The 22,695-nt window shown below is 72.3% G+C and carries 19 protein-coding genes; 7 read left to right on the top strand and 12 right to left on the bottom strand.

Going from position 1 to position 22,695, the window contains the following annotated elements; genetic code table 11:
- Positions 1-50: 50 nt before the first annotated feature.
- Together ACZ7L4_RS18315 and ACZ7L4_RS18310 are read left to right on the top strand one after the other, a co-directional pair.
- The gene (locus ACZ7L4_RS18315; RefSeq protein ID WP_472103644.1) at positions 51-3,770 is read left to right on the top strand and encodes an ABC transporter ATP-binding protein; all 3,720 of its coding nucleotides are present in this window, start codon (positions 51-53) and stop codon (positions 3,768-3,770) included.
- Between the two features lie 81 nt (positions 3,771-3,851).
- Positions 3,852-4,268 (top strand): hypothetical protein, encoded by a 417-nt coding sequence (locus ACZ7L4_RS18310; protein ID WP_472103642.1) that lies wholly within the window; start codon positions 3,852-3,854, stop codon positions 4,266-4,268.
- A gap of 21 nt (positions 4,269-4,289) precedes the next feature.
- Here the strand turns inward: ACZ7L4_RS18310 and ACZ7L4_RS18305 are convergent, their stop codons facing one another.
- The 3 genes from ACZ7L4_RS18305 to ACZ7L4_RS18295 form a co-directional block, all read right to left on the bottom strand.
- Positions 4,290-4,898, bottom strand: coding sequence for a hypothetical protein (locus ACZ7L4_RS18305; protein ID WP_472103640.1), 609 nt, complete (start codon positions 4,896-4,898; stop codon positions 4,290-4,292).
- A 126-nt stretch (positions 4,899-5,024) separates the two neighbouring features.
- Complete coding sequence (locus tag ACZ7L4_RS18300) at positions 5,025-6,833, bottom strand: glycoside hydrolase family 3 protein (protein WP_472104058.1); 1,809 nt, start codon at positions 6,831-6,833, stop codon at positions 5,025-5,027.
- A 355-nt stretch (positions 6,834-7,188) separates the two neighbouring features.
- The gene (locus ACZ7L4_RS18295; protein ID WP_472103638.1) at positions 7,189-8,106 is read right to left on the bottom strand and encodes a LysR family transcriptional regulator; all 918 of its coding nucleotides are present in this window, start codon (positions 8,104-8,106) and stop codon (positions 7,189-7,191) included.
- 101 nt (positions 8,107-8,207) lie between these two features.
- Between ACZ7L4_RS18295 and ACZ7L4_RS18290 the strand changes: the two genes are divergently transcribed.
- Positions 8,208-9,197, top strand: a complete 990-nt coding sequence (locus ACZ7L4_RS18290; RefSeq protein WP_472103636.1) for an EamA family transporter — start codon at positions 8,208-8,210, stop codon at positions 9,195-9,197.
- A gap of 30 nt (positions 9,198-9,227) precedes the next feature.
- On the opposite strand, the gene ACZ7L4_RS18285 is transcribed toward ACZ7L4_RS18290, so the two are convergent.
- The 3 genes from ACZ7L4_RS18285 to ACZ7L4_RS18275 all read right to left on the bottom strand — a co-directional run bounded on the left by ACZ7L4_RS18285 (position 9,228) and on the right by ACZ7L4_RS18275 (position 11,720).
- Positions 9,228-10,028: a sugar phosphate isomerase/epimerase family protein gene (locus ACZ7L4_RS18285; protein WP_472103634.1), complete on the bottom strand. Its 801-nt coding sequence runs from the start codon at positions 10,026-10,028 to the stop codon at positions 9,228-9,230.
- 17 nt (positions 10,029-10,045) lie between these two features.
- Positions 10,046-10,981: a bifunctional helix-turn-helix transcriptional regulator/GNAT family N-acetyltransferase gene (locus ACZ7L4_RS18280; RefSeq protein WP_472103632.1), complete on the bottom strand. Its 936-nt coding sequence runs from the start codon at positions 10,979-10,981 to the stop codon at positions 10,046-10,048.
- A gap of 106 nt (positions 10,982-11,087) precedes the next feature.
- A complete protein-coding gene (locus ACZ7L4_RS18275; RefSeq protein ID WP_472103630.1) occupies positions 11,088-11,720 on the bottom strand; it encodes a TetR/AcrR family transcriptional regulator in 633 nt (210 codons plus the stop codon).
- 135 nt (positions 11,721-11,855) lie between these two features.
- On the opposite strand from ACZ7L4_RS18275, the gene ACZ7L4_RS18270 reads away from it, so the two are divergent.
- Positions 11,856-12,167, top strand: coding sequence for an HGxxPAAW family protein (locus tag ACZ7L4_RS18270; RefSeq protein ID WP_472103628.1), 312 nt, complete (start codon positions 11,856-11,858; stop codon positions 12,165-12,167).
- A gap of 6 nt (positions 12,168-12,173) precedes the next feature.
- On the opposite strand, the gene ACZ7L4_RS18265 is transcribed toward ACZ7L4_RS18270, so the two are convergent.
- A complete protein-coding gene (locus tag ACZ7L4_RS18265; RefSeq protein WP_472103626.1) occupies positions 12,174-13,220 on the bottom strand; it encodes a LacI family DNA-binding transcriptional regulator in 1,047 nt (348 codons plus the stop codon).
- 207 nt (positions 13,221-13,427) lie between these two features.
- Between ACZ7L4_RS18265 and ACZ7L4_RS18260 the strand changes: the two genes are divergently transcribed.
- From ACZ7L4_RS18260 to ACZ7L4_RS18250, 3 genes are read left to right on the top strand one after another with little or no spacing between them, the layout of a single operon-like run.
- Positions 13,428-14,594: a Gfo/Idh/MocA family protein gene (locus ACZ7L4_RS18260; RefSeq protein WP_472103624.1), complete on the top strand. Its 1,167-nt coding sequence runs from the start codon at positions 13,428-13,430 to the stop codon at positions 14,592-14,594.
- Entirely contained in the window at positions 14,591-15,745 is a 1,155-nt protein-coding gene (locus ACZ7L4_RS18255; protein WP_472103622.1) for a dihydrodipicolinate synthase family protein, read from the top strand. Before ACZ7L4_RS18260 ends, ACZ7L4_RS18255 begins: the two co-directional genes overlap by 4 nt.
- Positions 15,742-16,578: a sugar phosphate isomerase/epimerase family protein gene (locus tag ACZ7L4_RS18250; protein ID WP_472103621.1), complete on the top strand. Its 837-nt coding sequence runs from the start codon at positions 15,742-15,744 to the stop codon at positions 16,576-16,578. Before ACZ7L4_RS18255 ends, ACZ7L4_RS18250 begins: the two co-directional genes overlap by 4 nt.
- A 182-nt stretch (positions 16,579-16,760) precedes the next feature.
- Here the strand turns inward: ACZ7L4_RS18250 and rbsD are convergent, their stop codons facing one another.
- Genes rbsD through ACZ7L4_RS18225 form a run of 5 tightly spaced genes read right to left on the bottom strand, consistent with a single transcriptional unit; the run spans position 16,761 to position 22,574 of the window.
- Positions 16,761-17,150: a D-ribose pyranase gene (gene rbsD / locus ACZ7L4_RS18245; protein WP_472103619.1), complete on the bottom strand. Its 390-nt coding sequence runs from the start codon at positions 17,148-17,150 to the stop codon at positions 16,761-16,763.
- Positions 17,147-18,046 (bottom strand): ribokinase, encoded by a 900-nt coding sequence (gene rbsK, locus ACZ7L4_RS18240; RefSeq protein WP_472103617.1) that lies wholly within the window; start codon positions 18,044-18,046, stop codon positions 17,147-17,149. The genes rbsD and rbsK overlap by 4 nt, the downstream gene beginning before the upstream one ends.
- A gap of 43 nt (positions 18,047-18,089) precedes the next feature.
- Positions 18,090-20,036, bottom strand: a complete 1,947-nt coding sequence (locus tag ACZ7L4_RS18235; protein WP_472103615.1) for an ABC transporter permease/substrate-binding protein — start codon at positions 20,034-20,036, stop codon at positions 18,090-18,092.
- Positions 20,026-21,549, bottom strand: coding sequence for a sugar ABC transporter ATP-binding protein (locus ACZ7L4_RS18230; RefSeq protein WP_472103613.1), 1,524 nt, complete (start codon positions 21,547-21,549; stop codon positions 20,026-20,028). The genes ACZ7L4_RS18235 and ACZ7L4_RS18230 overlap by 11 nt, the downstream gene beginning before the upstream one ends.
- A complete protein-coding gene (locus ACZ7L4_RS18225) occupies positions 21,546-22,574 on the bottom strand; it encodes a LacI family DNA-binding transcriptional regulator (RefSeq protein WP_450814318.1) in 1,029 nt (342 codons plus the stop codon). Before ACZ7L4_RS18225 ends, ACZ7L4_RS18230 begins: the two co-directional genes overlap by 4 nt.
- Between the last annotated feature and the right edge of the window lie 121 nt (positions 22,575-22,695).

Below are 22,695 nucleotides of genomic sequence, written 5' to 3'. Positions count from 1 at the left end.
CCCTTCGGCAGCTCAGGGCGAGAGGTCAAGCGAGCGGGAGGCGGCACGGCGTGGCGGAACAACGGGGCTGGGCGAAACGGCTGGCCGGGTACGCGTGGCGGTACCCCAAGGACGTCGTCCTCGCGCTCGGGGCCTCGCTCGGCGGCATGGGCGTCATGGCGCTCGTACCGCTGATCACGAAGGTGATCATCGACGACGTGATCGGGACCCACTCCCGGTCCATGGCCGTCTGGGCGGGCGCCCTCATAGGGGCGGCCGTGATCGTCTACGTCCTCGCGTTCGTCCGCCGCTACTACGGCGGCCGGCTCGCCCTCGACGTCCAGCACGACCTGCGCACCGAGATGTACGGCTCGATCACCCGGCTCGACGGCCGCCGCCAGGACGAGCTGTCGACCGGCCAGGTCGTCGGGCGCGCCACCAGCGACCTCCAGCTGATCCAGAGCCTGCTCTTCATGCTCCCGATGACCATCGGGAACGTCCTGCTGTTCCTCATCTCCCTGGTGATCATGGCGTGGCTGTCGCCGCCGCTGACCCTGGTCGCCCTCGCCGTCGCCCCCGCCATCTGGTTCATCGCCAGGCGCAGCCGCTCCCGGCTGCACCCCGCCACCTGGTACGCGCAGGCGCAGGCCGCCGCCGTGGCCGGGGTCGTCGACGGGTCGGTGAGCGGCGTCCGCGTCGTGAAGGGCTTCGGGCAGGAGGAGCAGGAGACCGGGAAGCTCAGGACGGTCGGCCGCAGGCTCTTCGCGGGGCGCCTTCGCACCGTCCGGCTGAACTCGAAGTTCACCCCGGCCCTCCAGGCCGTGCCCGCCCTCGGGCAGGTCGCCATGCTGGCCCTCGGCGGCTGGCTCGCGGTGCGCGGGCAGGTCACGCTCGGCACCTTCGTCGCGTTCTCCTCGTACCTCGCGCAGCTCGTCGGCCCCGTCCGGATGCTCGCCGTCGTGCTCACCGTGGGGCAGCAGGCCCGCGCCGGCGTGGAGCGCGTCCTCGAACTGATCGACACCGAGCCGAGCCTCGTCGAAGGCACCAAGGAACTCCCGGCGGACGCCCCCGCGACCGTCGAGTTCGACGACGTGTCCTTCACGTACTCGGACGCCGAGCACCCCGTCCTCGACGGCCTCTCCTTCGAGATCAGGGCCGGTGAGACCCTTGCCGTCGTCGGCTCCTCCGGCTCCGGCAAGTCCACCGTCTCCCTGCTGCTCCCGCGCTTCTACGACGCCACGCACGGCGCCGTCCTCGTCGGCGGCCACGACGTGCGCGAGCTGACGACGGCGTCGCTGCGGTCCGCGATCGGGCTCGTCCCCGAGGACTCCTTCCTGTTCTCCGACTCCGTGGGCACCAACATCGCGTACGGGTTCCCGGAGGCGACACAGGAGCAGATCGAGACGGCCGCGCGCGCCGCGCAGGCCCACGGGTTCATCAGCGCGCTGCCCGACGGCTACGACACCAAGGTCGGCGAGCACGGGCTCACGCTCTCCGGCGGCCAGCGCCAGCGCGTCGCGCTCGCCCGCGCCATCCTCACCGACCCCCGCCTCCTCGTCCTCGACGACGCGACGTCCGCCGTGGACGCCCGCGTCGAGCACGAGATCCACGAGGCGCTCAGCCACGTGATGGCGGGCCGCACGACGCTGCTCATCGCGCACCGCCGCTCCACCCTCGGCCTCGCCGACCGGATCGCCGTGCTCGACGGCGGACGGCTCGCCGCGATCGGCACGCACGAGGAGCTGGAGGCGTCCTCGCCGCTGTACCGGCGGCTGCTCACCGACCCCGACGAGCTGGGCGGCGTCTCGCCCGGCCACACCGCGCCCGCCGCCGGGGAGCCGGTGGAGGACACCTCCGTACGCGAGGAGCTGGACGCCGAGTTCGACGCCGAGCGCGGCGTCACCCCCAGGCTGTGGACGGGCGACCGGGAGCCGCGGGACGCCGCGCTCGCCGGGACCCCCGCGACCCCGGAACTCCTCGCGCAGGTCGACGCGCTGCCGCCGGCCACCGACACCCCCGACATCGACGAGGCGCGGGCCGTCACGCCCGAGGAGTCGTACGGGCTGCGCCGCCTCCTGCGCGGGTTCGGGGCGCCGCTGCTGATCAGCCTCGCGCTCGTCGCCGTCGACGCGGGCATGGGTCTGCTGCTGCCGATCCTGATCCGGCACGGCATCGACGAGGGCGTCTCGCAGCTCGCCATCGGCGCCGTGTGGGCGGCGTCCGCGCTGGCGCTCGGCGCCGTGCTCGCGCAGTGGGCCGCGCAGTTCGGCGAGACGCGGATGACGGGGCGCACCGGTGAGCGGGTCCTCTACTCGCTCCGCCTCAAGATCTTCTCCCAGCTCCAGCGGCTCGGGCTCGACTACTACGAGCGGGAGCTGACGGGCCGCATCATGACCCGCATGACGACGGACGTCGACGCGCTCTCGACGTTCCTCCAGACGGGCCTCGTCACGGCCTTCGTCTCGCTCGTCACGTTCTTCGGGATCATGGTCGCGCTCCTTGTGATCGACGTACAGCTCGCGCTCGTCGTCTTCGCGACGCTGCCGCCGCTGATCATCGGGACGTTCTTCTTCCGGCGCTCCAGCGTCAAGGCGTACGAGCTGGCGCGCGAGCGGATCTCCGTCGTGAACGCCGACCTCCAGGAGACGGTGGCGGGGCTGCGGATCGTGCAGGCCTTCCGGCGCGAGAAGGACGGCGGCGAGAAGTTCGCGGCGGGCAGCACCAGTTACCGCAAGGCGCGCATCCGCGGCCAGTGGCTGATCTCCGTGTACTTCCCGTTCGTGCAGCTCCTGTCGGCGGTGGCCACGGCGGCCGTCCTCGCGGTCGGCGCGCACCGGGTCGACGCGGGCACCCTGACGACGGGCGCGCTCGTCGCGTACCTCCTCTACATCGACCTGTTCTTCGCACCCGTGCAGCAGCTCTCCCAGGTCTTCGACGGGTACCAGCAGGCCACCGTCTCGCTCGGCCGCATCCAGGAGCTGCTGCGGGAGCCGACGTCGACGAAGAACGCCGAGCGGCCCCGCGAGGTGCCGGCGCTGCGCGGCGAGATCGCCTTCGAGAACGTGGACTTCGCGTACGGCGACGGCGAGGTGGCCCTGAGCGATGTGGACCTGCGCATCCCCGCGGGCCAGACCGTCGCGTTCGTCGGCGAGACGGGCGCGGGCAAGTCGACGCTGGTCAAGCTCGTCGCCCGGTTCTACGACCCGACGGCGGGCCGGGTCACCGCCGACGGCATCGACCTGCGGGAACTCGACCTCACCGAGTACCGGCACCGGCTCGGCGTCGTCCCGCAGGAGGCGTACCTCTTCCCCGGCACGGTCCGCGACGCCATCGCGTACGGCCGCCCCGGGGCGAGCGACGCCGAGGTGGAGGCGGCGGCGCGGGCCGTCGGCGCGCACGAGATGATCGCGACGCTCGACGGGGGCTACCTCCACGAGGTCGCCGAGCGCGGCCGCAACCTCTCCGCGGGGCAGCGGCAGTTGATCGCCCTGGCCCGCGCCGAGCTCGTCGACCCGGACATCCTCCTGCTCGACGAGGCGACCGCCGCCCTCGACCTCGCCACCGAGGCCCAGGTCAACCAGGCCACGGACCGCATCTCCGGCAAGCGCACCACCCTGGTCGTCGCCCACCGCCTGACGACGGCGGCCCGCGCGGACCGCGTGATCGTGATGGATCACGGCCGCGTCGCCGAGGATGGCACGCACGACGAACTCCTGTCACTGAACGGCAAGTACGCCACCTTGTGGCGGACCTTCCTGGGGGAGCCCGTCGAGGTCGGCTCCTCGACGTGAGGGTGGGCGGCGCAACCGCCCGGCCCGTGTGGCGCGTCAGTTCAGCAGTACGCTGGTGCCGATGTGACAGGAGGGGCTGCGGTGCGCGGACAGGGGGCTGGACGGGACGGCATACGCAGGCCGCGCCGGGGGCTCGCGCCTGTCCTTTCGGTCCTCGTCGCGGCGGCTGTTCTGGTTCTCGGCGGGCCCGCCGTCGGCAGCGCGCAGGCCGCCCCGCTGTGCGGCGGCCACCACGCCCGCACCCTGCGCTTCGAGACGGGCCGCGTCGTCCTCTACAAGCAGAGCGGCTACGTCTGCGCCGTCACCTACGCCAAGCGCACGGGCGCCCGCCGCACCATGTCCGTGAGCGTCCAGGCCCGCGGCAACCGGGCCGTCGTCGACAAGGGCCGCTACACCCGGCACGCGGGCCCCGTCACCGTGCACGCCGGACACCGCTGCGTCCGGGTGAAGGGCTCCGTGGGCACGAAGTCGGTGCGCACCGGCTGGATCCTGTGCTGAACACCGAGCCCCGCGCGGCCCTCACACCGTGACCGCGCACCCGACCGGTTTGCTGCCGCCCAGGGTCACGTAGAGCGAGGTCGACGGCGGGCACGCCGAGCGGGAGAGCACCGCCGTGACCACCCGGTAGCGCGGGGCACGGGCGCCCGTCGCGGCGCAGGCCGTCTCCCGCACCTGACCCTTGCCCGCCTCCGCGAGGCAGTCGCCGACGATCGTGCGGGGACCGCCACCGCCGCCCGGGTCGCCGGGGTGCGGGGGATCGAGATTGCGCATGCAGGCGTAGCCGCGGTCCACGGACCCGTCGCCGTTCTCGTCGGCCGCGGGCCGGTTCTCGCTGATGTGCAGCACGAAGTCGGTACGGGCCGGGCAGGCGGGCCCCTCCGAGGTCTCGCCGTCGTGCCGGGCGAGGACCCGGGCCACCGCCCGCTCGCTGCGGCACGGCACCTCGTTGAACGACGTGCGCCCGCGCGAACTGCACTCGCCCGCCGCGAGGAACACCGCCCCGTACCCGGCGGAGGACGCGTGCGAGGACGGTCCTTCGCCGGAGGAGCCGGGAGACCCCTGGCATCCGGCGAGCGCCAACGCCAGCAGCGGCACCGCGCACACCGCTCCGACCGACCGCCCAAGCATGGCAAAACCCCCCGATATCCCTACCAGCGTGGCCCGTGGCGGCGGGCGCACGCCAGGTGTGCGGGGGGCTTTGCGTCAGTTGGGGGTGGCGCCCGCCGATCACGGCGTACGCCCCCTACGGACGGGTCAGTACGACAACCCGTAGCCGATCGGGTAGAGGACCTGCGCGGGATCGTCGGCCTTCTGCACCGGCACCGGCAGCTTCCCGCGCGGCTCCGCCTTCCCGGCCAGCACCCGCACGGCCGCCCGCAGTTCGACGTCGATCCACGAGTACGCCGCCACGTGCGCGTCGGCCGCGGACAGCTGGGCGACGTCGTACGGATTGCGCATGGACAGCGTGATCACCGGCACCCCGGTCGCGGCCACCGCGTTCACCAGGGACTGCTGCGCGCTGCCCGCGGCGACGTTGTACGTCCCGATGACCACGGCGTCCTTGCCCTTCGCCGCCCCCACGGCCTGCGCGATCACCGCCTGGGACGGCGCCGTGCCGGTCGGGAGCACCGTGGCGGTGAAGCCGAGTTCGGTGAGCGCCGCGCCGATCACGGTGGTCGGCGGGCCGTCGCTGAGGGACGGGGAGGCCGGGTTGGCGCCGAGCACGAGCACGTTCTTGTGCGTGCGGCGCGACAGCGGCAGCAGCTTCTTCTTGTTGACCAGGAGCGTCGTCGTGCGCTCGGCGATGCGGTCGGCCGCGGCGAGGTGCGCGGGCGTGCCGACCGTGCGGTCGACGCCGGAGTGGGAGACGTACGGGTCCTTGAGGAGCCCCAGCTTCGACTTCAGGCGCAGGACGCGCAGGATCGACTCGTCGAGCCGCGCCTCGGTCAGCTCGCCGCCCCGGACGGCCGCGAGCACCGCGTTCCACGAGACCGACAGGTCAGGCGGGTTGAGCAGCTGGTCGACGCCCGCCTTCAGCGCGAGCACCGGGACCCGCTCGTCGCCGTACTTGATCCGTACGCCCTCCATGCCGAGCGAGTCGGTCACCACGACCCCGTCGTAGCCGAGCTGCTCGCGCAGGATGCCGGTGAGGATGGGGCGGGAGAGCGTCGCGGGGTCCTCGCTCGGGTCGAGCGCGGGGACGACGATGTGGGCCGTCATGATCGAGTCGATGCCCGCCGCGATCGCCGCCCTGAACGGCGGCGCGTCCAGCTGCTCCCACTGCTCGCGGGTGTGGGAGATGTACGGGATGCCGGTGTGGCTGTCCGTCGCGGTGTCGCCGTGCCCGGGGAAGTGCTTGGCGGTCGAGGCGATGTGCGAGGACTGGTAGCCCTTGACCTCCGCCGCCACGAGCCCGGCGACGGCCTGCGGGTCCGCGCCGAAGGAGCGCACGCCGATGACGGGGTTGGCCGGGTTGACGTTGACGTCGGCGTCGGGCGCGTAGTCCTGCCGGATGCCGATGGCGCGCAGCTCGGCGCCCGCGATCTGCCCGGCCTTGCGCGCGTCGCCCCGCGAACCGCCGGCCCCGAACGCCATCGCGCCGGGGAAGAGGGTGGCGGGCTTGCCGACCCGGGCGACGATGCCGTGCTCCTGGTCGGTGGAGATCAACAGCGGTATCCGGGAGGGCTGTTGGAGTCCCGCCTTCTGGATCCCGTTGCTGAGATCGGCGATCTGGTGCGGATCACGGACGTTGTGCGCCCACGCGAAGTAGATGATGCCGCCGAGCTTGTACTTCTCGATGAGCTCGGCGGCGGTGCGCACGCCGAGCTCCTTGAGGTTGGCGTCGATGTCGGCCTGGTCGGGCTCCGTGGCCGAGTGGCCGTAGACCCGCATCACGAAGAGCTGGCCGACCTTCTCCTCCAGGGACATCTTGGAGATGATCTTCTTGAGGGCCTGGTCGGACGCGGGGGCGCCCGCGGCCCGTGCGGCGGGGGCGGTGAGGCCGACCGCCGCGGCGCCGACGGTGGCGGCGGCGAGCACGGTACGTCTGGACAGTGGCACGATCGCTCCTTCCGGAGGAGGCGCGGACCCTGAAAATAACTTCCGCGCGCAACGAGTATCCGGAAAATTTCTGCCAGTCAAGAGCCCGCGCACGCACGGGAGTTGGCGGAGGGTCGCCCTGGAGAAGGGGCCGCCACCGGCACTTTGGAGGGGGCGCACCGGTGACGGCGACGCTGCCGGCCGCAGGCGGCGGAGAGGGTTTGTCAGCGTTCGCAGCCAGCAGCGATGCCGACACCGCACTGCGGTGACTCTCCGGCAGCGTGTCCTTCTGACGGAAGCATGCTGGCACGGGTTCCCGGAATTCGCGGATTCCGTGAAATCGGTGCGGATGGGGTGAACGGGGTGGCGGTGGCGGCCATCAGACCCCGTCGTCGACCAGGCACGCGCGCCCGCGCTCGCGCAGCGCCTCGACGGCCGCGCGGACCGCCGGACGGCGGGCCGTCCCGCTGCGCCACAGCGCGTACAGCCGCCGTCGCGGCACCGGATCGAGCCGCACCGCCACCACCCCCTCGGGCAGGGGGCCGCGCCCGAGCCGGGGCAGCACCGCGATGCCGAGTCCCGCCGCCACGAGGGCGGCCAACGTCGGGTTCTCCTCGGCCTGATGGGCGATGAGCGGCTCGAACCCTGCCGCCCGCATCGTCCGCAGCAGCCAGTCGTGGCACACGCGCCCCGGCGGCTGCGACACCCACCGCTCGCCCCCGAGCTCCTCGCGGCGCACCGCCGCCCGCCCGGCCAGCGGATGCCCCGCGGGTACGACGAGGTCGCACAAGTCGTCCCCGATGACGGCCTGTTCGACGCCAGCGGGGGCCGGCAGTGGCGCGATGTCCCAGTCGTGCGCGACGGCCAGGTCGACGGCGCCCTTCGCCACGAGATCCACGGACAGGTGCGGGTCGACCTCGCTGAGCCGGGTGTCGAGCGCGGGATGCCGCGACGCCAGCTCGGCGAGCGTGTCGGGCAGCAGCCCCCGCGCGGCCGAGGCGAACGCGGCGATCGTGAGCTGCCCCGCAGGCACCCCGCGACGCTCCTCCAGGCCGGTCTCGGCGCGCTCCATGATGGCCATCAACTCACGTGCGGTCTCGGCCAGTTGGAGCGCCTCGTCGGTGAGCCGGACGCCCCGCCCCTCCCGCTCGAGGAGCGGCGTACGGGTCTCCCGCTCCAGCTTCGCGATCTGCTGCGAGACGGCGGACGGGGTGTACCCGAGCGCGGTCGCGGCGGCGCCGACGGTGCCGTGCACGGAGACGGCGTGCAGCGCGCGCAGCCGCTGAAGATCCAGCATCCACGGCCTCCCTCCGATTCCACTTCGATTAGCGGTGCTTCATCCAACCATGCAGCAAACATCGCTGGTGCTAAAGGGTCGCGGCCGGTGATCCTCGACGCATGAAACCCGCGCACACCGCCCTCGCCGTCCTCGTGGCGGCGCTCTGGGGCGTCAACTTCGTCGTCATCGACATCGGCCTCGCACACTTCCCGCCGCTGCTCTTCTGCGCCCTGCGCTTCCTGCTCGCGGCGGTGCCCGCGATCTTCCTCGTGGGGCGGCCGAGGGTCGCGTGGCGCTGGGTCGTGGGGGTGGGGCTCGCGCTCGGCGTGGGCAAGTTCGGGCTGCTCTTCGTCGGCATGGACGCGGGGATGCCGGCGGGCCTGTCCTCCCTGGTCCTCCAGGTCCAGTCGGTCTTCACGGCGGTCCTCGCCTTCGCCTTCCTGCGCGAACGCCCGGGCCCCGTACGGGTGGTGGGCATGGGCGTGGCGCTCGCGGGCATCGCCGTGGCGGCGGTCGACGAGGGCGGCTCGGGTCCGCTCGGCGCGTTCGCGCTCGTCCTGGTCGCGGCGGCGTTCTGGGGCGTGTCGAACGTCCTGACCCGCAAGGCGTCGCCCGAGGCGCCGTTCGCGTTCATGGTGTGGACGAGCGCGGTGCCTGTGCTGCCGCTGCTTGCGCTGTCGCTGCTGTTCGAGGGGCCGCGGCGCGACGCGGACGCGCTCGCCGCGCTCGACCTGTCCGGGGCGGGGGCGATCCTCTACGTGGCGCTGGTGACGACGTTGTTCGGGTTCAGCGCGTGGAGCCGGCTGCTCCGCCGTTACCCGGCGTCCACGGTGGCCCCGTACACCCTGCTGGTCCCGGTCTTCGGCATGTCGTCGGCGGCGGTCTTCCTGGGGGAGCCGGTGACTCCGCTCCAGTGGTGCGCGGCGGCGCTCCTGGTGGGCGGCGTGGCGCTCACGTCACGGGGCTCGGCCCCGGACCCCGCTGGCTCTCGTCCAAGAGCGGGGCTTGACTTTGCCCACCCACCGCAGGGCTCGACGGAAATCGAGCAGCCAATTCAAGCCCCGCCGGCGATTGAGGCGCGGGGTCCGGGGCGGAGCCCCGCGGCGTAGGGGGACGGTGGGCGCAACGAAACGACCGACCTAGGCCGACTCGTTCAGGAGACGCGCGACGTGCTCCCGCCCCCCGCCAAGAAGCCCCGGCAGGGGAGCCGCGGACGGATACCACCGCGCCTCGTACTCCCAGCACAACCACCCGTCCCACCCCTCCCGACTCAGCACCTCCACACACTCGGCCAACGGAAGCACCCCGTCCCCGAGCGGCAGCGGAGTCGTGTCGTCGGGACCCGCGATGTCCTTGACCTGTACGTATCCGAGGTAGGGGGAGAGCGCCGCGTACGACACCATCGGCTGCTCGCCCCCGAGCCACGTGTGCATCACGTCCCACAGCGCGCCCACGTTCCGGTGCCCGACGACGCCGAGGATGCGGGACGCGGCCGCCCCGGTCCGGTGCGAGTCGTGCGTCTCGAGGAGCACCCGTACACCCCGGTCCGCCGCGTACTCGGCGGCGACGCCCAGGCGCCGCGCGGCGGTGGCGTCGGCCTCCTCCGGGCCCTGCTCGTCGCCCCCGCCGGGGAACACCCGTACGTAGGGAGCGCCGAGGTCGCGGGCGAGGTCCACCAGGGCCCGCACCTCGTCGAGCACGGGACCGTCCTCGCCGGGCGCCGCCACGCGCGCGTACCCGGCCACGCCGAGGACCTCCACCCCGGCCTTCTTGAACCGGGCGGCGACGTCCGCCCGTTGCTCCCGGTCGATGCCCGGATGCACCGGCTCCTCGGGATGGGCGCGCAGTTCGACGCCGTGATACCCGTGCGCGGTGGCGAGCGCGAGCACGTCGTCGAGGGGGAGACCGGGGACACCGAGTGTGGAGAACGCCAGCTTCATGGGCCGGACCCTACCCGTCAGTCCGCCGTCCTATGGAGGGCCATTTTCCAGTCCTGGCCGATCAGGTCCGCGCCGAAGGAGCGGTGCGGCTTCTCGCCGACGAGGACGAAACCGTGCCGCTGGTAGATCGAACGGGCCGACTTCAGCACGTCGTTCGTCCACAGGACCATCTCTCGGTATCCGACCCCGCGCGCGAAGTCGATGCACGCGCGCACGAGACGGTCCCCGATGCCGAGGCCGCGCGCCTCCGGCTCGACCAGCAGCAGCCGCAACCGGGCCGTGCCCGGGGCCTCGTCGCGCACGCACATCACGCAGCCCACCGGACGGCCGTCCAGCTCGGCGATCCACACCCGCTCCAGGTGCGGGTCGTGGTCCTGCGCGAAGTCGGCGACGATGCGGGCGACCAGGCCCTCGTAGTCCGCGTTCCAGCCGAACTCGGCGGCGTACAGGGCTCCGTTGCGCGCCACGATCCAGCCGAGGTCCCCGGGGCCCGGCTCGCGCAGCAGGACGTTCTCGGGGTGCGGGGCGGCACGGCCGTCGCCGAGGATCTCGCGCACCGTGCGCAGCGCCTCCGACAGGCGCTCGCGGTCGGCGGCGGGGACGGTGCCGAGGAGTGCGCCGACGGTCTCCCGCGAGCGCTCCTCCAGCAGTTCGGAGGTGGTGCGGCCGCGCGCGGTGAGGGTGATGCGGCGGCGCCGCGAGTCCCGCTCGGAGGAGCCGCGCTCGACGAGTCCGTCCCGCTCGAACTTGCCGAGGATGCGGCTCAAGTACCCGGCGTCCAGGCTGAGTCGAACCCGCAGGTCGGCGGCGTCGACCTGCTCCGTGTGCGCCAGCTCGTACAGCACGCGGGACTCGGTGAGGGTGTACGGGGCGTACAGGTGGCGGCTGTAGTCGAGCGCGCCGATGACGTTCGTGTAGAAGCGGTTGAAGGACCGGATGTCGTGCACGGTCATGGGGCACCTCGCTGCTCGGACAGTTGACTCAGTCAGAGGTTCGGGGTGCTGCCCACAGTACGCCGGGGGTGGGGGCGCGTCCACGCGTCGCGCCCGCGGTGAGGTGTCAGTCCCGGGCTCCCGGCCACGCCGCCAGCGCGAACTCGGCGACCTGGGCCAGCTCCCGCGCGTCGGCGCCGTCCCGCGCGCGCTGCGACAGGCCCTGCACCACGGCGGCGAAGTACGAGGCGAGCGCGGCGGTGTCCGTGTCCTTCGGCAGCTCGCCCGCCGCCCGTCCCTGGCGCAGCCGCTCGTCGAAGGATGCGACCCCGGCGTTGCGGACGTCGCGCAGGAAGGCGGCGACCTCGGCGTCCTGCTCCGTCACATTGGTCGCGGCGCTGTTGGCCAGGCAGCCCGCGGGGTGCGAGGGGTCCGCGTAGAGCTGGGCGGCCTCGCGCAGGATGCGGGCGAACGCCGCGTACGCCGTCGCCTCCTCGGCGAGCGCCACGCCGACGAAGGCGCCGACGGGGGACCGCCCGTAGACCTCGACGGCCTCCCTGAACAGCGACTTCTTGTCGCCGAACGCGGCGTAGAGGCTGGCCGGGCGGATGCCCATGGCTGCGGTCAGCTCGCCCACCGAGGTCGCCTCGTAGCCCCGCTCCCAGAACAGCCGGACGGCCACGGCCAGCGCCGCGTCGCGGTCGAACGTGCGCGGGCGTCCGCGCGGCCGGGTCTTTCCCTCAGTCGTACCGCCAGTCATGCCGCCACTGTACCGACTCTTCTTGAGCGAGCACTCAAGAAGAGTGCTACGGTCCTCTCGGATTGTTCTTGAGTCATCGCTCAACAAATAATCGCTCCGCACCTAGGGGCGATCACCGGACTGGGGGCACGGCACATGGTGGCGACGGACGAAGGGCACACCCTCGCGGGCTGGACCGGCTGCGCGCTCGCCGCGCTCGGGGCGGCGGCCACGGGCGTGGGAATCATCGGCTGGCGGGCAGGGCTCTGGCTCGGGCCCGCCGTACTGGTGCTGGCCGCACTGCTCGCCTGGGCGCTGCATCTCGCGGGCTGGGGAAAGCCGCCGGGCCCGCGACCGGCGGCCCAACACCCCCTCGGCGTACGGGACATGGCCGCCCGCGAAGGTCATGCGGAGTGCGTCGGGTGCCGGCTCGCGGGGCGTCGCCCCCGCGAGGCCGTGTCCCGCTAGCAGCGGCTACGCGCGCGGCTTCCCCGTCGATCCGCGCACCACCAGTTCCCCGCGCACCTCCACGATCCGCCCCTTGGGTGCCGCCTCCCGGCCCATCGCGATCCGGCCCGCCCGTGCGGCCGCCTCGGCCAGCGGGAGGTGGAACGTCGTCAGCGGCGGGGCCGCGTCGATGCTGAAGGGGAGGTCGTCGAAACCGACCACCGAGACGTCCTCCGGGATGCGCAGGCCCGCCTCCCGCAGGGCCGCGCACGCGCCGAGTGCCACGCTGTCGTTCGCCGCGACCACGGCCGTCAAGTCGGGCTCCCGGCGCAGCAGTTCGGCCGTCGCCCCATAGCCCGACGTGCGGTCGTACGAGCCGTGCGCCACGAGGCCGTCCGACTCGCCCACCCCGGCGGCGGCCAGCGCCTCGCGGTGGCCCTCCAGGCGGTGGCGGGTCGTGGTGCGCTCCTCGGGGCCCGCGACGTAGCCGATCCGGCGGTGCCCGAGCGCGAGCAGATGCTCCGTCAACTCGCGTGCCCCGCCCCGGTTGTCGAAGGTCAGCGCCACCGCGTCGGTGTCCGGCACCGGCGGCCGCCCGCACAGCACCACCCGCGTGCCGGCCTCCGCGAGCCGCCGCAGCTTGCTCGCCACGGCCGCGACATGGGCCTCGTCCTCGATCGCCCCGCCGGTGAGCACGACCGCCGCCGCGCGCTGACGCTGCAGCAGGGTGAGGTACGTCAGCTCGCGCTCGGGCTCGCCGCCCGTGTTGCAGACCACGGCGAGCCGCTCGCCGCCCGCCCGGCCGCCGGGCCCGACGATCTCCGACTGCACCGCGGAGGCCATGATCCCGAAGAACGGGTCGGCGATGTCGTTGACCAGCACTCCGACCAGGTCGGACGTGGCGGCGGCCAGTGCGCTGGCCGGGCCGTTCAGCACGTAGTCCAGGTCGTCCACGGCCTTGAGCACCCGCTCGCGGGTGCTCGCGGCGACGGGGTAGTTCCCGTTCAGCACGCGCGAGACGGTGGCGGGGGACACCTGCGCGCGGGCGGCCACGTCCGCCAGGGTCACGGTCATCGAGTCAGCCTCCGGGAGGGGTCCCGGGTCCGCGGCAAGCCCTCCGTGGACCCCGGTCTCGTATCCGCTCTTGTCCGAGCGGCAGTCCAGAGGCTAGCTTCTTCTTACGTAGAAAGCGCTTGCTACGAAAGATTCGGCGGGCGCCGCCTCGCGTATGCGGCAATACGTGGGGCACGAGTGGCCGGTCGGCCGGAGGAAGGGACTCACGTGACACGCAAGACGGTGCGCATCGCCATGAACGGTGTGACGGGGCGCATGGGCTACCGCCAGCACCTCGTCCGCTCCATCCTCGCGCTGCGCGAGCAGGGCGGACTCGACCTCGGCGACGGCACGGTGCTGTGGCCCGAGCCGGTCCTCGTCGGGCGCCGCGAGCACGCCCTGAAGGCGATCGCCGAGCAGCACGGCCTGGACCCGGCGAACATCTCCACCGACGTCGACGCCGTGCTCGCGGACGACAGCATCGACATCTTCTTCGACGCCGCGATGACCCACACCCGCGAGGACTTCCTCAAGAAGGCGATCGCCGCGGGCAAGCACATCTACACCGAGAAGCCGACCGCCACCGGCCTGGAGGGCGCGATCGAGCTGGCCCGCCTGGCGCGCGAGGCGGGCGTGAAGTCCGGTGTCGTGCAGGACAAGCTGTTCCTGCCGGGCCTGCTCAAGCTGAAGCGGCTCATCGACGGCGGCTTCTTCGGCCGGATCCTGTCCGTGCGCGGCGAGTTCGGCTACTGGGTCTTCGAGGGCGACTGGCAGGAGGCCCAGCGGCCGTCCTGGAACTACCGCTCCGAGGACGGCGGCGGCATCGTCGTCGACATGTTCCCGCACTGGGAGTACGTGCTGCACGAGCTGTTCGGCCGCGTGACCTCCGTCAACGCCCTTGCGTCGACGCACATCCCGACCCGCTGGGACGAAAACGGCAAGCCCTACGAGGCCACCGCCGACGACTCCGCGTACGGCATCTTCCAGATCGACAACCCGCAGGGGCCGATCGTCGCGCAGATCAACTCCTCGTGGGACGTGCGCGTCAACCGCGACGAGCTGGTCGAGTTCCAGGTCGACGGCACGGAGGGCTCCGCCGTCGCGGGCCTGCGCAACTGCCGCGTCCAGCACCGCAGTTCGACGCCGAAGCCCGTCTGGAACCCGGACCTCCCGGCGACGTACTCCTTCCGCGACCAGTGGCAGGAGGTCCCGGACAACACCGAGTTCGACAACGGCTTCAAGGTCCAGTGGGAGCTGTTCCTCAAGCACGTCTACACCGGCGCCGACTACCACTGGGACCTGCTCGCGGGCGCGCGCGGCGTGCAGATGGCGGAGCTGGGCCTCCAGTCGTCGGCCGAGGGCCGCCGCCTCGACGTTCCGGAGCTGTCGCTGTGACCATCCATCTCCCCAACTCCGCAGGCGAGTTGACGGCCTACGAGCCGCGCGCCGAGCCCCTCGCCTTCGACACCGGGGCGCCGCTCGCGTCCCGCGTCGTGTTCTCGGCGGCGCACGTCGTCGCCGACCCGCTCGCCGACACCACCCCCGACTCCCCGGCCGCCGTCGACTGGGACGCCACCCTCGCCTTCCGCCGCCACCTGTGGTCGCACGGCCTCGGGGTCGCGGAGGCCATGGACACGGCGCAGCGCGGCATGGGCCTCGACTGGGCGGGCGCCGCCGAGCTGATCCGCCGCTCGTCGGCCGAGGCCAAGGCGCTCGGCGGCCGGATCGCGGTCGGCGTCGGCACCGACCAGATCGCGCCCGGCGCCTCCCTCGACGAGGTGCGGGCCGCGTACGAGGAGCAGCTCGCGGTCGCCGAGGAGGCAGGGGCCCAGGTCATCCTGATGGCCTCGCGCGCCCTCGCCGCCGCGGCCTCCGGGCCCGAGCAGTACGCCGAGGTCTACGGCCACCTGCTGCGGCAGGCCGCCGAGCCCGTCGTCCTGCACTGGCTCGGCCCGATGTTCGACCCGGCCCTGGAGGGCTACTGGGGCTCGTCCGACCTCGACGCCGCCACCGACACCTTCGTCGAGATCATCAAGGCGCACTCCGACAAGGTCGACGGCATCAAGGTCTCGCTCCTGGAGGCCCGGCGCGAGGTCGACATCCGCCGCCGCCTCCCGAACGGCGTGCGCTGCTACACCGGCGACGACTTCAACTACCCGGAGCTGATCGCCGGCGACGACCGCGGCTTCAGCCACGCGCTGCTCGGCATCTTCGACCCGCTGGGCCCGCTCGCCGCGAAGGCGGTGCGCACCCTCGACACGGGCGACGTCCAGGGCTTCCGCGACCTCCTCGACCCGACCGTCGAGCTGTCGCGCCACCTGTTCCAGGCGCCGACCCGCTTCTACAAGACCGGCGTCGTGTTCCTCGCGTGGCTCTCCGGCCACCAGGACCACTTCGCGATGGTCGGCGGCCAGCAGTCCTCGCGCTCGCTCCCGCACTTCGCGCGCGCCTACCAACTGGCCGACCAGCTGGGCCTGTTCCCGAAGCCGGAACTCGCCGAGGCCCGCATGAAGAACCTGCTCGCCCTGTACGGAGTGACCTCATGAGCTTCACCGCGGACCCCCGCTTCTCCATCAACCAGATGACCGTGAAGCAGCTCGGACTCCCGGAACTCGCGGACACCTGCCGCGAGTTGGGCGTCCAGCACCTCGGCACCTGGCGGGCACCCGTCCAGGAGTACGGCGTCGAGGCCGCGGCGAAGCTGCTGCGCGACAACGGCCTGAACGTCACCACGCACTGCCGCGGCGGCTTCCTCACCGCGATCGACGAGACCGAGCGCAAGGCCGCGATCGAGGACAACAAGCGGGCCGTCGACGAGTGCGTGACGCTCGGCACGGACGTCCTGGTGCTCGTCTCGGGCGGCCTCCCGGCCGGCTCGTACGACCTGAACGCCGCCCGCGAGCGCATCGGCGACGCGCTCGTCGAACTCGCCCCGTACGCCGCCGAGCGCGGCGTCCGGCTCGCCATCGAGCCGCTGCACCCGATGTACGCGTCCGACCGCTGCGTCGTCTCGACGCTCGCGCAGGCCCTGGACATCGCCGAGCACTTCCCGGCGGAGCAGGTCGGCGTCTGCGTGGACACGTACCACATCTGGTGGGACGACCGGGCGCCCGAGCAGATCGCGCGGGCCGGGGCGCAGGGGCGCATCGCGACGTTCCAACTCGCCGACTGGACCACGCCGTTGCCCGAGGGCGTCCTCAACGGGCGCGGTCAGATCGGCGACGGCGCGATCGACATGCGGTACTGGCGCGGTCTCGTCGAGGCGCAGGGGTACACGGGGCCCATCGAGGTCGAGCTGTTCAACGACGGCCTGTGGGCCCGTGACGGGCGCGAGGTGCTGGCGGAGACGGCGGAGCGGTTCACGGCTCACGCCGTTTAGAAGTTTTCTCCGCAACCACGTACAACCCTCCGCGCCGCCCGCGTGTCGTACTGGGTGTCGGAACACCCAGGGGGGAGATCTGGGGGGATCGGGGGGTTCCGGCTCAGGAGGGGGAAAGCCCGAGGGGCCCGGTCCGCGGACCGGGCCCCTCGCAGCGCGTCACGGCCGAGCGGATCTCGCGGTCAGAAGAAGACCCCGCAGCGCAACAGAACGTTCGCGTACGGGCGCGCCTCTCCCGTGCGCACGACGAGCCGCGCGTGCGCCGACAGCGCCTTCAGCTCCTCGTGCGTGACGAAGCCGAGGGGCTTCAGGCGGTCCTGGAGAAGCCCGGCGGTGTCCGGGTTCGCGTCGCGGACCTCGCGGGCCGCCGTCGCCGCCTCCACCACCAGCTCGTCGAGCAGACCGTCGAGGACCTCGGCGAAGGACGGCACGCCGGCCCGGAAGGCGAGGTCGACGACGCGCGGCCCCGCCGGGATCGGCATGCCGGCGTCGCAGATCAGCACCCCGTCGCCGTGTCCCAACTCCGCGAGGGCGCCCGCCAGATGACGGTTGAGTATTCCGGCCTTCTTCACAGCGCGGCGACCTCCTCGGCGGTCGGGTACGAGGCCTGCGCGCCCTCCTTCGTGACCGCCGCGGCGCCCACCTTCGCGGCGTAGGCGGCGGCCTCGGCGAGCGACTCGCCGGTGCCGAGGCGCCACGCGAGCGCCGCCGTGAACGCGTCACCGGCGCCCGTCGTGTCGACGGCCTTCACCTTCACCGCCGGCACCCGCTGCGAGCCCGCCGCGTCCGCGACGAGCGCGCCCTCGGAGCCGAGTGTGACGACGACCGAGCGCGGGCCGAGCGCGAGCAGCTGCCGCGCCCAGTCCTCGGGCTCTTCGCCGAGGTCCGTGCCCGCGATGACCTTCGCCTCGTGCTCGTTGACGATCAGCGGGTCGCAGGCGGCGAGGACCTCGTCGGGGAGCGGTGCGGGCGGCGAGGGGTTGAGGACGAGGCGGGCGCCGTCCGCCAGACTCCGCGCGACCTCGGCGACCGTCTCCAGCGGGATCTCCAGCATCATCGAGACGACCCGCGCGTTCGCGAACAGCCGGCCCGCCGCCCGTACGTCCTCGGGCGTGAGCCGCCCGTTCGCGCCGGGCGACACGACGATCGAGTTGTCGCCCGACGGGTCGACGGTGATCAGCGCGACGCCGGTGGGCGCCCCGCCGACCAGCACGCCGGACGTGTCCACGCCCGCCGCCTCCATCGAGTCGCGCAGCAGCCTGCCGTGCCCGTCGTCGCCGACCCGCGCGAGCAGCGCCGTACTCGCCCCCAGCTTGGCGGCGGCGACCGCCTGGTTGGCGCCCTTGCCGCCGGGGTGGGTCGTCAGGTCGGAGCCGAGGACGGTCTCGCCCGCGCCCGGCCGCCGGTCGACGCCCACCACCAGGTCGGCGTTGGCCGACCCGACGACGAGGAGGTCGTACGTGTTCATGCTGTGCCTTTCTCCCAATGTCACGCCAAAGGGTACGAGTGCGTCACTTGAAGTCGGCGACGTTCTTCGCCGTGACGACCTTCACCGGCACCTTCACGGCCGAGGAGATCTTCTTGTCCTTCGCCGCGGAGATCGCGTTCTGCACGGCCATCTTCCCGAGCTCGCGCGGCTGCTGGGCCACGGAGGCGTACAGCGTGCCCGCCTTGACGGCCTTGAAGCCGTCGGGCGTGCCGTCGAAGCCGATGACCGGGACGGACTTGCCGGCCTTGGAGCCGAGCGCCTTGATCGCACCGAGCGCCATCTCGTCGTTCTCGGCGAAGACGCCGTCGACGTCGGGGTGCGACTGCAGCATGTTCGTCATGACGTCCAGGCCCTTGGTGCGGTCGAAGTCCGCGGGCTGCTTCGCGACGACCTTGATGCCCGGGTAGTTCTTGAGCCCGGCGGCGAAGCCCGCGCCGCGCTCACGGCTGGCCGACGTACCGGCCTGGCCCTGCAGGACCGCGATCTTCCCCTTGCCGCCCAGCTTGTCGGCCATGATCTTCGCGGCCTGCTTGCCGCCCGCGACGTTGTCCGAGGCGACGAGGGTGGCGGCCTTCGCCTTGTTGACGCCGCGGTCGGCGGCGACGACGGGGATGTCGGCGTCGTTGGCGGTGCGCACGGACGGTCCGACGGCGTCGGAGTCGACCGGGTTCACGATGACGGCGCTCATGCCCTCACTGGTGAAGTTCTGCAGCTGGTTGGCCTGCTGTGAGGCGTCGTTCTGCGCGTCCGTGACGGTCAGCTCGACGCCCTGCTTCTTCGCCTCGGCCTGGGCGCCCGCCCGCATCTCCGTGAAGAACGGGTTGTTGAGCGTGGACACGGCCATGCCGAGCTTGAGGTCCTTCTTGCCGCCGGAGCCCCCGGTGTTGTTCCAGACCGCGAGGCCGCCCACGATCGCGATGGCGACGACGGCCGCGATCACGTACTGCATCCGCTGCTTCGGGCCGCCGGTCCCGGCGCCCGCGGCGGCGGGCTGCGCACCGGCCTTGCGGCGCGCGGTGTCGAGCAGCACGGCGAGCGCGATGACGACGCCGATGACGACCTGCTGCCAGAACGCGGACACGGAGAGGAGGTTGAGGCCGTTGCGGAGCACGGCGAGGATCAGCGCGCCGATGAACGTGCCCGAGGCCTTGCCGGTGCCGCCCGCGAGGGAAGCACCGCCGATGACGACGGCGGCGATGGCGTCCAGCTCGTAGCCGTTCGCGGCCTGCGGCTGCGCGGAGGCGAGCCGGGAGGCGAGCACGATGCCCGCGACCGCGGCGAACAGGCCGGACAGGCCGTAGATGACGAGCTTCTGCCGCTTGACGCGCAGACCGGAGAGGCGGGCCGCCTCCTCGTTGCCGCCGATCGCGTACATGGACCGGCCGATGAACGTACGGCCGAGAACGACCGCGGTGATGAGCCCCATCACGATCATCACGATGACCGGCACGGGCAGCCAGCCGCCGAGCGTGTCACCGAGCTTGGAGACCGAGTCGGGGAACGGGATCGGCGAGCCCTGCGAGATCACCAGCGAGAGTCCGCGCCCGACCGACAGCATCGCCAGCGTCGCGATGAACGGCGGGAGCTTGCCGTACGAGATGAGCAGGCCGTTGACGAAGCCGCAGGCGATGCCGGTGACGACGGCGAGCAGCACGGCTATGACGACCGGCACGCCCTCGTTGGTGGCCGCCCACGCGAGGACGGTCGCGGACAGTGCGGCGACGGACCCCACGGACAGGTCGATGCCCGCCGAGACGATGACGAAGGTGACGCCGAACGCGAGGATCGCGGTGACGGCTGCCTGCACGCCGACGTTCAGCAGGTTCTGCGTGGTCAGGAAGTCGCCGGACATCAGCGACATGGCGATGACCAGGACGACGAGCGCGGTCAGCGCGCCGTTGTCGAGGAGCAGCCGCAGCAGGCTCCCGTTGTTCTTGGCCTGTGTGTTCTTGAGCGTGTCAGTGGTCACGGGAGCCCTCCTCCTTGAGGGACGGGGTGTTGCTTACGGCGAGTGCCATCACGGAGTCCTGGGTGGCGTCCTCGGCGGCGAGTTCACCGGCGATGCGTCCTTGCGCCATCACAAGGACCCGGTCGCTCATGCCGAGCACTTCGGGGAGATCGCTGGAGATCATCAGCACGGCGTGCCCGGCGGCGGTCAGCTCGTTGATGAGCTGGTAGATCTCGACCTTCGCGCCGACGTCGATGCCGCGCGTCGGCTCGTCGAGGATCAGCACCTTGATGTCGGCGAGCAGCCATTTGCCGATGACGACCTTCTGCTGGTTGCCGCCGGACAGGGTGCGCACGTGCTGGCCGAGCCCGGCCATCCGGACGCCCAGCTGCTTCGCGATCCGCTCGGCGGCCTCGTGCTGCCCCTGCCGGTCGACGAACCCGGCGCGGGTCGCCGTCCGCATGGTGACGAGCCCCAGGTTCTCCTCCACCGACTGGTCGAGCACAAGGCCCTGCCCCTTGCGGTCCTCGGGGACGAGCCCGACGCCGGCGGCCATCGCGGCGATGACGTCGTGCCGGGGGAGCGCGGTGCCCGCGACCTCCACCGATCCCTTGTCGTACGGGTCGGCGCCGAAGACGGCGCGTACGACTTCGGTACGGCCCGCGCCCACGAGGCCGGCGATGCCGACGACCTCGCCGGCCCGCACCTCGAAGCCGACGTCGTGGAAGACGCCGTCCCGGGTGAGCCCCTCGACCTTGAGCAGCGCACCACCGGTGTCCGGTCGCTCCCTCGGGTACTGCTGGTCGATGGAGCGGCCCACCATGAGGCGGACGAGCTCGTCCTCGGGGGTGGAGGCGGGCACCTGCCCGACACTGCGCCCGTCGCGGATCACGGTCACCCGGTCCCCGAGCGCGGCGATCTCCTCCAGGTGATGGGTGATGAAGACGACCCCGACACCGTCCTCGCGCAGCTGCCGCACGATCGCGAACAGCTTGTCGACCTCCTCCGAGGTCAGCACGGCGGTCGGCTCGTCCATGATGAGCACGCGCGCGTTCAGGCTGAGCGCCTTCGCGATCTCCACCATCTGGAGCCGGGCGATGCCCAGTTCGCGCACCCGCGCGCGTGGCGACACATTGACGCCCACGCGCGCGAGGAGCTCCTCGGCGTCGGCCTCCATCCTCTTCCGGTCGACGAGCCCGAACCTCCGCGGCTGCCGCCCCAGGAAGATGTTCTCGGCGACGGTCAGATCGGGAACGAGATTGAACTCCTGGTAGATCGTCGCGATCCCGAGCCGTTCGGCGTCCTGCGCACCGTTGATACGGACCTGCTCGCCGCCGACGGTGATACGGCCCTCGTCGGGCGTATAGGCACCGGAGAGCATCTTGATCAGCGTGCTCTTCCCGGCCCCGTTCTCACCGAGCAGGACGTGCACCTCCCCGCGTCGCAGGTCGAAGTCGACGCTGTCGAGCGCGACCACGCCGGGGAAGGTCTTCCGTATCCCTTCGATACGCAGCAACTCTTCGGAGCTGCTCATCCGTTGCTCCTCTCCATTGAGGTGGGCGTCTGTGGGGGTTCGCCGCAGGAGCGCCGTACGACGAGGTGGGCGGGGAGGGCGACCGACTCGGGCACCCGCCCCTCGATCCGGTCGACCAGGGCGCGCACGGCGGCCCGGCCGAGATCCTTGGTGGGCTGGGCGATCGCCGTGATCGGCGGATCGGTGTGCACGAACCACGGGATGTCGTCGAACGCGGCGACCGCGATGTCGTCCGGGACGCGCAGCCCGCGCGCGCGGATGGCGTCGAGCGCGCCGAGCGCCATCAGGTTGTCGGCGGCGAAGACGGCCTGCGGCGGCTCCGGCAGATCGAGGAAGGCCTCGGTGACGCGCCGCCCGCTGTCGGCCTGGAAGTCGCCCTGCCCTGTGTAGGCGTCCGGCAGCTCCAGCTCGTACGAGGCGAGGGCCTCCCGGAAGGCGTCGACGCGCTCGCTGCCGGTCGTGGTGGCGGCGGGCCCGGCGATGATCGCGAGCCGCCGGTGCCCGAGCGCGTGCAGATGGGCGACGAGGTCGCGCACGGCGCCCCGCCCGTCCGACCGCACGACGGGCACGTCCACACCGGGGATCCACCGGTCGACGAAGACCATGGGGGTGCCGGCCCGGGCGGCGTCCAGCATGAGCGGGGAGCCGCCGTCGGTGGGGGAGACGAGCAGCCCGTCGATGCGCCGGTCCAGGAGGTTCTGCACGTGGTGGTCCTGCAGCTCGGGCCGCTCGTCGGCGTTGCCGATGATCACGCTGTAGCCGAGGGCGCGGGCCTCCTCCTCGACGGAGCGGGCGAGCTCGCCGAAGTACGGATTGAGCACGTCGCTGATGACGAGCCCGAGCGTGCGGGTCTGCGCGGTGCGCAGCGAACGGGCCACGGCGTTGGGCCGGTAGCCGAGCGACTCCACGGCGGCCAGCACGCGGGCGCGCGCGTCCGGGCTCACGGACGGATGGCTGTTCAGGACGCGAGAAACCGTGGCAACGGAAACCCCGGCCGCGGCCGCGACATCCTTGATACTCACCATCGCGCCACCTCCTTGTGGCTACGTGGAATCGATTACACGGAGGATTGGAATCGATTACACGGGTGCGTGACAAGGGGGCCTGGGGTGGTCGTAACGGGATCGTGATGGGGGATGGGGCTTT

This window comes from Streptomyces sp. NPDC107575 (genome assembly GCF_055657265.1).
Note: the sequence above shows the minus strand (reverse complement) of the source record. Positions and strands in the feature narration are given on the sequence as shown.